A 9,965-nucleotide genomic window follows, 5' to 3' on the forward strand; every position below is an offset into this window, starting at 1 on the left:
CCACCCGGTTCCGGGGGCTCCCGCGCGTCCCGTCCCGCCGTCCCGCCGTCCCGCCGTCCCGCCTGGTCCACCTGGTTCGACTGGTCCGATGAGGGGACACCGTCGAGGCGTTCCCGCAGGTCGGCGGCCCGGCCGCATAGCCTGTCGCCCTGCCGTCGGCCGGACGGCCACGGGCCGTGGACAAGGGGTGCAGGGTGGCTTCCTCGGGTACGGACTCGGGCGCGGACGGCCCGGGCGCGAGCACCCCGGGGCACGGGCGGCGACTGCGCGCCTGGCTGCTGGAGGGCCTCTCCGACCGAGCCAAGCAGCACCCCGGCCCGCACGCCCAGACCCCCGCCGAACGGGGCCGCCCCTGGTGGCGGGTGATGTGCCTGACCGGCCTCGACTACTTCTCCACCCTCGGCTACCAGCCCGGCATCGCCGCCCTGGCCGCCGGCCTGCTCTCCCCGGTGGCCACCGTCGTGCTGGTCGTGGTCACCCTCTGCGGCGCCCTGCCCGTCTACCGCCGGGTGGCCCGGGAGAGCCCGCACGGCGAGGGCTCGATCGCGATGCTGGAACGCCTCCTGTCGTTCTGGCAGGGCAAGCTCTTCGTCCTCGCCCTGCTGGGCTTCGCGGCCACCGACTTCATGATCACCATCACCCTGTCCGCCGCCGACGCCACCGCCCACCTGGTCGAGAACCCCCATCTGCACGACGCCCTGACCGGCCGGCAGGTCCCGATCACCCTGGTGCTGATCGCCCTGCTCGGCGGAGTCTTCCTCAAGGGCTTCAGCGAGGCGATCGGGATCGCCGTCGTCCTGGTCGGGATCTACCTCTCGCTCAACGTGGTGGTCGTCGTCACCGGCTTCTACCACGTCCTCGCGTCCCCGCACGTGGTCCCGGACTGGGCGGACGCGCTCACCGCCGAGCACGGCAACGCCGTCGCCATGATCGGCGTCGCCCTGGTGACCTTCCCCAAACTGGCCCTCGGCCTGTCCGGTTTCGAGACCGGAGTCGCCGTCATGCCGCACATCGAGGGCGACCCGGACGACACCGAGGAGCACCCCGCCGGACGGATCCGCGGCGCCCGCAAACTGCTCACCACCGCGGCTCTGATCATGAGCGTCTTCCTGATCACCACCAGCCTCGTCACCACCCTGCTGATCCCCGAGGAGGCCTTCGAGAAGGGCGGCCAGGCCAACGGCCGAGCGCTCGCCTACCTGGCCCACGAGTACCTCGGCAACGCCTTCGGCAGCGTCTACGACCTCTCCACCATCGCCATCCTCTGGTTCGCCGGCGCCTCCGCGATGGCCGGCATGCTCAACCTGCTGCCGCGCTACCTGCCCCGCTACGGCATGGCGCCGCACTGGGCGAAGGCGGTGCGGCCGATGGTCATCGTGCTCACCCTGATCGCCTTCCTGGTCACCTGGATCTTCGACGCGAGCGTGGACGCCCAGGGCGGCGCCTACGCCACCGGCGTCCTGGTACTGATCAGCTCCGCCGCCATCGCCGTCACCATCGCGGCCCGCGCCGCCCGCCAGCACGGCCGGAGCATCGGCTTCGCGCTCATCGCGGCCGTCTTCCTCTACACCACCGCCCTCAACATCGCCGAACGCCCGGACGGCGTGAAGATCGGCGCCTGCTTCATCGCGGCCATCATGCTGGTCTCCTTCCTCTCCCGTCTCAAGCGCGCCTTCGAACTGCGGGTCACCGACATCGTCTTCGACGACGCCGCCGAGCGCTTCGTGCGGGACTACACCCACCGGCCGCTGCGGCTGATCGCCAACGAGCCGGACCGCCGCGACCTCGCCCAGTACCAGGCGAAGAAGCGCCAGATCCGCACCGACAACGACATCCCCGCCGAGGACGACCTGGTCTTCGTCGAGGTGACGGTCCGTGACCCGTCCGAGTTCGAGGCGGTGCTCACCGTGCACGGCGAGGTCCTGCACGAGCGCTACCGGGTGCTCAGCCTGGAGAGCTCCAGCGTGCCCAACGCGCTCGCCGCGCTGCTGCTCACCGTCCGCGACCGCACCGGCCAGCAGCCGCACATCTACTTCGAGTGGACCGAGGGCAACCCGTTCGCCCAGTTCCTGCGGTTCTTCCTGTTCGGCCAGGGCGAGGTCGCGCCGGTCACCCGCGAAGTCCTCCGCGAGGCCGAACCGGACCGCTCGCGCCGTCCGCGCGTGCACGTCGGCTGAGGGGTTGTGCCAACGGGTCGTCAGGTGCCTAACATGGCCGCCCGATCGCCCGCCGCCGACCCACTCGATCGCCCGCCCGATCGCCCGCCCGCAGAGGAGCAACGCCCGTGCGCCGCCATCGCAGCTTCGGCCCGCTCGCCCTGACCGGTGCCCTCGCGCTCGCCGCCCTCGGCAGCGCCCCGGCCGTCGCCGCCCCTCCACCCGGCGCCCGGCACGGCGTCGAGGTGTTCGGCGAGGACGGCTCGATCGGCCGGGCCACCGCGCCCGCCGCCTCCCCGTACCTGACCGGCGGACGGCCCGCACTCGCACCCGCCTCCGGGGACGGCGAGGTCACCCCGATCCTGCGCGGCGGCGACCCGGCGGGCAAGGTCGACGTCGTCGTGATCGCGGACGGCTACACCGCCGCCGAGCAGGAGAAGTTCCGCGCCGACGCCACCGCCAAGTGGCGCGAGCTCAGCGCCGTCGAGCCCTACGCCACCTACCGCGGCCTGTTCAACGTCTGGGCGGTCGCCACCGTCTCCGCCGAGTCCGGCATCACCGGCGACCCGGACCGCGACACCGTCCGCGACACCGCCCTCGGCTCCTACTTCTGGTGCGAGGACATCGAACGCCTGCTCTGCGTCGACACCGCGGCCGTCGAGACCTACGCCGCCAAGGCCCCACAGGCCGACCTCGTCCTCGTCGTCGCCAACACCGCCAAGTACGGCGGCGCCGGCTACAACGTCGCCTCCCCGCTCGGCTACGACGGCATCGCCACCGTGGCGGGCGGCAACCAGAAGGCCGGCCAGATCGCCGTGCACGAGACCGGCCACTCGCTGGGCAAGCTCGCCGACGAGTACTTCTACGACGGCTCCGACACCTACCCGGCGGAGGACGGCGAACCGGGCGAGCCCAACATCAGCACGTACCCCGCCGGCCGGCTGGCCCGCGACCACGCCAAGTGGTACCGCTGGCTGGGCCGCACCTCACCCGACGGGGGAGTGGTCGGCGGCTACGAGGGCGGCGGCTACTACCCCAAGGGGCTGTACCGGCCCACCGAGAACTCGATCATGCGCTCGCTGGGGCGGGAGTTCAACCTGCCCGGGCGGGAGGCGATGATCGCCGGCTTCTACCGGCACGCCGCCGCCCTCACCAGCCCCACCCCGGCCGGCACCCCGCTCACCCGGGCCGACCGCCTCACCGTCGACCTCCCCGTCGCCGGTACCACCCTCACCTGGTCGCTGGACGGCCGCGACCTCCCCCAACTGCGCGGCCGCACGACGGTCAACCTCGCCACCGTCCCCCTCCCCGGCCCACCCGGCCGCCCCCACACCCTCACCGCCACCGCCACCGACCCCACCCCCGCCGTCCTCGACCCCGCCCTCCGCTCCCACCTCACCACCACCCTCACCTGGCCCCTCACCCGCTGACGACCTGCGCGTGGAGTGGGAAGTCGGCCGGCCCGACTTCCCACTCCGGTGCTGCCGCCCTCCCGGCCGGCCCTCCGCCGACCTTGCCGCCGCCCGGAGCAGGAAGTCGGCGTATCCGACTTCCTGCTCAGGGCGGCGCGCCATCCCTCTTCGTCGGGGCCGCGCCACGCGCCCGCGAGCACCGGAGGCGAGCCCGGAAGGCCGGCGGGCCCGACTCTCTTCCTGGTCCGGGGCGGGGTTCTGCCCTGCCGCCGCCTGTGCCCCTCTCCCTCACCCCCCACGGCTCCCTCCCTCGGCCCGCCCCTGCCGACCTCGCTGCCGCCGAGCAGGGACGGGGCGGACGGGCCCTGGTACCGCGTCCGGACAGATCGCTTCGAGGCATCGTTCCTGCCCGACGCGCGGGCGAGCCTCTGGATGCCGTGTGCAACATCGACGTCGAGGTCCGGCTGAACGCCTCCCGGAGAAGTGGTCCCGAACCGGCGAGGCGCTCGACGGCCGCTGCCTCTGGTGCTCCGACGGCCTCATCGTCAGGGACCCGGGCATCGACAGCATGACCCAGGTGCTGGTCGGCCCGCCGACCTCGCTGCCGCCCGGAGCAGAAAGTCGGGCGGCGTCAGATCGCCGTGAGGAGGGCCTCGTCGTACGGGGTGACGGTGGTGAATCCCAGCCGCCGGTAGAGGGCGAGGGCGGTGGGGTGGTCGGCGCGGACGTTCAGGCCGATGTGGTCGGCGCCGGCCTCCGTGAGGAGTTCGCAGAGGCGGGCCGTGCAGGCGGCGGCGAGGCCCTGGCCGCGGGCGTCCGGGTGGGTGGTGACGTTGCCGATCACCGCCACCCGCCGTGCGGAGGAGGAGACGTGCACTCCGGCGGTGGCGATCAGCCGGCCCGCGTCGTCGCGGACGCCGACGTACGGGCCGGCGGTCAGCATCCGCTCGTCGAACCAGTTCCCGGGGTATCCGGCGGCGAACAGCGCGAGCAGGTCCGGCAGGTCCGCCGCGCCGAGCGCGGCGACCGGTCCGGCGCCGCGCCCGAGGTGAGGCGCGAGGGCGGCGCGGTCGGTGAGTGCCATCCGCAGCATCGCCGTCCGCTGCTCGACGCGGTACTCGGGCGCGAGGGCGTTCACGCCGCCGCCGGTGAGGTGCGCAAGCATCCGGCGGGGCAGGACCGGCCGCATCGCCCGCAGCAGCCCGGCCAGCCCGTCGGCGTGCTGGGGCCGGGCCAGACCGAGCAGGGTGGGCACCTCCCCGACCGCGTACAGCAGGGCCACCGGGCCGTCCGCCGAGACGGTGTACCAGGCGGTGCGTGACCAGAACGGCTCGTCCAGGTCGCCGAGTTCGAAAAGGTGCAGCTCCGGGTCACGGCCGAACCGTTCGGCGAGCACCGCCCGGTCGTGCAGGCCGGCCAGCGCGGGGGAGGAGGTCGAGGACACCCGCCGAGCCTACGCCTCCCACCTCGTGAGGACTGAGGCATTGGCCCCGTGCCGACGCCTCCGGGAATCGGCGGACCGAGCACCATGTGCGCGAACTGCGGGCGTCCGTTCCCGATCGTTCATCAGCATGCTGAGTAGGCGTGGGGCACAGCGCCGTGGCTGGTGCCGGACGGCCCGTGGGACCGGATCGAGCCGCTGCTGCCGGTGCAGCAGCGGCTTGCCTTCGAGCCCTGTGTCAGCTCCTCTCAAGACATCGCTTCTTATGGCGGTTCCCGGGCCCACGGGTGTAGTTCCTCGTTTCCGCCCAGGAGCGGCATGCTGGTGGGCCCAGACCTGCTGCAGGGCCAGGGCGGGCACTCTCTTGATCGCCTGGCGGCGAAACCGTGTGTATACCGCCTGCGATGGTGCATGGTGTTCCAGCACGCCTTCCACCGGCTCGGTCCCAGAAGCGGTGTGGCTGACACGCCTGCACGTGGCTACTCTGGCGCTCTTGGGTGCCGGAGGAGGGGACGCAGGACGGTGAGGCGAAAGACTCCCCAGGAGAAGAAGCGGCTGAGCTACGTCAAAGACCGCCGCAACAACTACGGCGAGAACGACAAGAGTTCACGCAAGAGCATTCGTCGCAACAAGCGTTTCCCGAACAGCGCCAACCGGCGTCACGCGCAGACCGCGCTGACGGTACTCCTAGGCTCGCCCGACGATGTCCGAGCAGACGCTATCGAGGAGCGGATGAACGGCCGTCGCCCGAAGCGCTGGCAGAAGTCTCCCGACGCCCCACTGGGTGCCATGGTCGACGGAGCCCTTCAACACCGCGCGAAGATGGGCACCGCCGGGGCCGAAAGTGCTGCTGCCCGCCTGCGCAGCGTCCGTAGCCGATTCGACTGGATGGCCCTCTCGGACAACCCGCTTCTGCCGCCCTTCGTGGTGCGCAGAGTCCGTTCATCGCTCGCGGAAGACGATGAGACGGGTTGCAGACGACGTGTCGGAGGTGGCCGCCGCCTATGAGTGGACCGCTACAGCCACCGAATCCGCACCCGAAGGATGGGCTTCGCCCTTGCGCTCCTAGCGTCGGTGCAGACGGCGACATCCGGCGAGCCAGGACAATGTGCGTTCGATGACCCAGCGGTGGCGGCCCAGGCGTTGGGAGGAGTCGACTCCACGGCGTGCGATGCGGGGGGCAATACGTGCAAGTTCGCTCCACCGTCTGCCAGCAGGCCTCGAAGATCGGCGGGAGCTGGCGCCAGGTGCAGCCCGAGGTTGCCACGAACACGATCGCGGCGAGCACCTCCCGGTCACCAGCCCGTCGTCGGCCGCCACCCTGCGGACGCTGAACGACCGTCGGCGGCACCACGGTCCCCCACCTGCCCGAACGGCCTGGCTGCAACAAGCGCCTGCGCGCCGCCCGGCCCCTGCTCCAGCAGGCCGTCCGCGACCTGGCCCGGGCGACCGACCTGTGGGGCGACCCGGTGTGGATCACCGACTCGACGCCCGTGGAGTGCGGCCGCTCCCGCGACACGGTCCGACGCTCGGCGCTGGCCGGCTGGGCCAGCTACGGCTACAGCCGCTCGCGCTCGCGCTGGTTCCGGGGCCTGAAGCTGCACCTGGTCTGCCCCCCGGCCGGGCTGCCCGTCACCTGGGCCTTGGTCGGCCCGAAGGTCGACGAGCGCGAGGTCCTGGCCTCGCTCGTGGAGACCGAGCCCGATCTCGTGCGCGAGCGGCCCGGTCTGCTGATCCTCGCCGACAAGGGCTACGTGTCCGCCGAACTCGACCGCTTCCTCGACCACGGCGTCCAGCTGTTGCGGTCGTCGTACCGCAACCCCGCCCCTCGCCCCGGTGAGGGGCTGCTGGAGTCCGTTCGTCAGCTGATCGAGTCCGTCAACGACACCCTCAAGGGCCAGCTCGGCCTCGAACAGCACGGAGGCCGCACCATCGGGGGTGTCGTCGCCCGGGTCGGCCAGCGGCTGCCAGCGATGACCTGCGCGATCTGGCACAACCGCAACACCGGCCGAACCGTTCCCGCTCCCTTATCGCCTACGACCACTGACCGACTTCGGAACTACTCGTCCAGACGCTCAGCAAGGCTCTCCGCGACCTCTTGACGGCCCCTGGCGCCAAAAGAAGCGATGCCTTAAGCGGTGTACAGGACGCGGAAGTTGTCGGGGTCCGCCGGGTTCCGGTCGACGACCTGGACCGGGGGCCAGGCCCATTGCCGGACGCTGATGTCCGGTGTGCGGGAGAAGCGGATGGGGCCGCGGGTGCCCTCGGTCGAGAGGTGTGCCCAGTCCATGTCTGGGGTGCGGAGGAGTTCGGCGAGGACGGTGATCGTGTCGTAGCCCTCGAAGGCGACGAAGGAGGGTGCCTCGGCCAGCCGCTCGCGCAGGGTTGCTCCGACGCGGGTGCCGAGTGGGCCGAGGTGTTCGGGCAGGTAGCGCAGGAACGGGATCGCGGCGCCGTCCTCGCCCAGGAGTGTCCGCCACTCGGTGAACTCCGGCTGCCCGGCCGGGGCGCCGATCAGCAGTCCGGCGAGGCGGGGGTCGCGGCGGACGGTGCGGACGATCGGCACGGCCGGGTCCGGGTGGCCGACCAGCAGGAGGAGGGCCGTCGCACCGCTGTCGGCGAGGGCGTCGGCCAGTTCGGCGGGGGTGAGTGCGCGTGCGTCGAGTTCGACCAGGGTGCCGTCGTGCGCGGCGAGGTGGTCGCGCAGGATGCGGGTTCCGGACGCCCAGTAGACGCTGGGCTCGGCGGCCACGGCGATCCGGCGGTGTCCGGCGCCGAGCAGGAAGTCCGCGTAGATCCGCCAGCCGTGCGACTGCGCCGGGGCGAGGCGCGCGACCACGTCCGTCGGCCGGTCGGTGAGCGCGTCCAGGACCGCCGAGGAGCAGAGGAACGGCAGCCCCAGGGCGTCGGCCCGGGCGGCGGCGCTGCGGGCGACGACGCTGTGGTACTCGCCGGCCAGGGCCGCCACCCCCAGGGCGGCGAGTTCGTCGACGGCGGCCGCGGCCCGCTCGGGGTCGGCGGCGGTGTCCCGCACCTCCAGGGCGAGCGGGCGTCCGGCGACGCCGCCGGCCGCGTTCACCTCGTCGACGGCCAGGTGGAGTCCGGCGAGCAGGTGCCGGCCCGCCTCGGCCCAGCCGGGCCGGGTGAGCGGGACGAGGGCGCCGATCCGGACGGCCGGTCCTTCGGGCAGTTCCGCTTCGGGTCGCGATGGTGACGTGCTCATGCGTCGGCCTCTCCCGGGTGGCGAGTCGGTGGGGACAGGCCCGGACCGCAGGGTGTCGAGGCCCGTGATCATGCCGGACATTGCAACCGGGTTCGCCGCCGGAAGGCAAGTGATTATCGGCACCGTGCTCGGCCGCCGGCGCCGCTCCGGGGCTCTCGGCGGCCCTGCGGCAGGCGGCGGCCGCACGGGTGAAGCGGCCCACGAGGACGGTCGGTTCGGCGCGGGAGCGGCCCTGCACGACCGTACCGGCCCCGGTCCGGGCGGAGGGTGGCGGGCGGCGGGCGGCGGACTCGGCCGGTCGGTGGCACCTTCGGTGGCCGCACCTGGGCCGGTGGAGCCCGGCCGTCCGCCGCGGCCCGGGAGGCGCCCTGGCGGGGCGGGCGGGGGTGTGGTCCCATCGGCGGGGAGGGGCGGGTGGGGGCCTGCCGGCAACGGGAGGGGTCGGGTTTCGCATGGGAGAGCAGCCGTTCCGCACCACGGAGACCGGGGACGCCCCGGTCGTCCTCGCCCCGGACGGGGCCGTCGTCCGGCCGCTGCTGGCACTGGACGGCCTCGGCAGCCAGGCCGTCTTCGAACTCGCCCCCGGTGAGGTGACACGGCCGGTGTCGCACCGTACCGTGCAGGAGCTCTGGCACGTCACGGGCGGCAGCGGGCGGATCTGGCGGCGGCAGTCCGGCCGCGAGAGCGTCGACGCGCTGCGGGTGGGGACGGCGGTCTCGGTGCCGCTGGGGACGGCCTTCCAGTTCCGCGCCGACGAGGACAGCCCCGGCCCGCTGCGGATCGTCGCCGTCACCATGCCGCCGTGGCCGGACGGCTCGACGACGGAGGCCCGCCCCGAGCGCGGCCCCTGGCAGCCCACGGTGGGCTGAGGGCGACCGCGACCCGGGGCGGGCCGGGGAGGGCGTCAGAGTGGCAGGACCAGTTCCTGGCCGGGCTGGATGAGGTCCGGGTCCTCGCCGAGCAGCGCGCGGTTCCGCTCGTAGAGTGCGGGCCAGCCGCCGGGGATCCGGAGCTGCTCGGCGATGCTCTCCAGGGTGTCGTCCTGGCGCACCGTCCAGGTGCCGGCCTTCCCGTCGGCCCCGTCGGTGCCGTCCGCGCCGGCCGGCGCAGGCGCGGTGGGTGCGGTGGCCGTGGTCTCCTCCTCGTCGACGGGCGCCTCCTTGACGACGGGAGGCCCCTTGCGGACCGGCCGGGTGCTGACCGGCGGCCGCTCGGAGCCGCGGGCGGCGCGGGCGCCGCAGACCGGCCACGGGGCGAGCCCGCGGCGGCCGGCGAGCGTGTCGGCGACGGCGATCTGCTGCTCGCGGCTGGCGAGGTCGGGGCGCGGGGCGTAGGCGAGGCCGCCGTTCGCCCGCCAGGTCGGCTGGTCGAACTGGAGGCCGCCGAAGTAGCCGTTGCCGGTGTTGATGTGCCAGTTCCCGCTGCTCTCGCAGGCGGCCACCCGGTCCCAGTCGACCACGGCCCCCCGACCGGTGCCCGCCCCACCTCCCTGGCCCGGCGGCGCGGCGTGCGCCGCGGGGGCGGCGAGGACGGCGGCGGCCAGCGTGCAGGCGGCGGTGGGGAGCAGGCGGCGCAGGTGCGCGGTGGGGGGCATCGGCGGCTCTCAGGTCCGGGGACAAGGGCGTGTGCCGCTCGGGGCGGCGCGTTCCCACCGACGCACGCCGGGGGCGCCGTCCGGCCGCCGACACGTCGGCGGGGTCACCCGGGCGGCGCTGCGGCACCGCCCGGGTGGC

8 protein-coding genes and 2 pseudogenes are annotated in these 9,965 nt (G+C 73.6%); 5 read left to right on the forward strand and 5 right to left on the reverse strand.

What is annotated here, in order from left to right; all coding sequences use genetic code 11:
• Positions 1-263 precede the first annotated feature (263 nt).
• Both ACFU74_RS33175 and ACFU74_RS33180 read left to right on the forward strand, forming a co-directional pair.
• Positions 264-2,177 (forward strand): amino acid transporter, encoded by a 1,914-nt coding sequence (locus ACFU74_RS33175; RefSeq protein WP_380763596.1) that lies wholly within the window; start codon positions 264-266, stop codon positions 2,175-2,177.
• Between the two features lie 107 nt (positions 2,178-2,284).
• On the forward strand, positions 2,285-3,586 hold the full coding sequence (locus ACFU74_RS33180) for a M64 family metallopeptidase (RefSeq protein ID WP_380763584.1): 1,302 nt from the start codon (positions 2,285-2,287) through the stop codon (positions 3,584-3,586).
• A gap of 613 nt (positions 3,587-4,199) precedes the next feature.
• On the opposite strand, the gene ACFU74_RS33185 is transcribed toward ACFU74_RS33180, so the two are convergent.
• Positions 4,200-5,012 (reverse strand): GNAT family N-acetyltransferase, encoded by an 813-nt coding sequence (locus ACFU74_RS33185; RefSeq protein WP_380763586.1) that lies wholly within the window; start codon positions 5,010-5,012, stop codon positions 4,200-4,202.
• A 519-nt stretch (positions 5,013-5,531) separates the two neighbouring features.
• Between ACFU74_RS33185 and ACFU74_RS33190 the strand changes: the two genes are divergently transcribed.
• Complete coding sequence (locus ACFU74_RS33190) at positions 5,532-6,017, forward strand: hypothetical protein (RefSeq protein ID WP_380763588.1); 486 nt, start codon at positions 5,532-5,534, stop codon at positions 6,015-6,017.
• Positions 6,018-6,086: 69 nt separating this feature from the next.
• Here ACFU74_RS33190 and ACFU74_RS33195 read toward each other — a convergent pair.
• Positions 6,087-6,194 (reverse strand): annotated as a pseudogene (locus ACFU74_RS33195) (IS5/IS1182 family transposase); the annotation flags it as partial.
• 67 nt (positions 6,195-6,261) lie between these two features.
• A pseudogene (locus tag ACFU74_RS33200) lies at positions 6,262-6,528 on the reverse strand (hypothetical protein); the annotation flags it as partial.
• On the opposite strand from ACFU74_RS33200, the gene ACFU74_RS33205 reads away from it, so the two are divergent.
• Complete coding sequence (locus ACFU74_RS33205; RefSeq protein ID WP_380763598.1) at positions 6,422-7,111, forward strand: transposase; 690 nt, start codon at positions 6,422-6,424, stop codon at positions 7,109-7,111. The pseudogene ACFU74_RS33200 and the gene ACFU74_RS33205 overlap by 107 nt on opposite strands.
• Before the next feature lie 29 nt (positions 7,112-7,140).
• On the opposite strand, the gene ACFU74_RS33210 is transcribed toward ACFU74_RS33205, so the two are convergent.
• Entirely contained in the window at positions 7,141-8,232 is a 1,092-nt protein-coding gene (locus ACFU74_RS33210) for an ABC transporter substrate-binding protein (RefSeq protein ID WP_380763590.1), read from the reverse strand.
• Positions 8,233-8,684: 452 nt separating this feature from the next.
• On the opposite strand from ACFU74_RS33210, the gene ACFU74_RS33215 reads away from it, so the two are divergent.
• Positions 8,685-9,101: a cupin domain-containing protein gene (locus ACFU74_RS33215; protein ID WP_380763592.1), complete on the forward strand. Its 417-nt coding sequence runs from the start codon at positions 8,685-8,687 to the stop codon at positions 9,099-9,101.
• 35 nt (positions 9,102-9,136) lie between these two features.
• Here the strand turns inward: ACFU74_RS33215 and ACFU74_RS33220 are convergent, their stop codons facing one another.
• Positions 9,137-9,826 (reverse strand): transglycosylase family protein, encoded by a 690-nt coding sequence (locus ACFU74_RS33220; protein ID WP_380763594.1) that lies wholly within the window; start codon positions 9,824-9,826, stop codon positions 9,137-9,139.
• Between the last annotated feature and the right edge of the window lie 139 nt (positions 9,827-9,965).

The organism is Kitasatospora sp. NPDC057500 (assembly GCF_042802195.1).
GTDB lineage: Bacteria > Actinomycetota > Actinomycetes > Streptomycetales > Streptomycetaceae > Kitasatospora.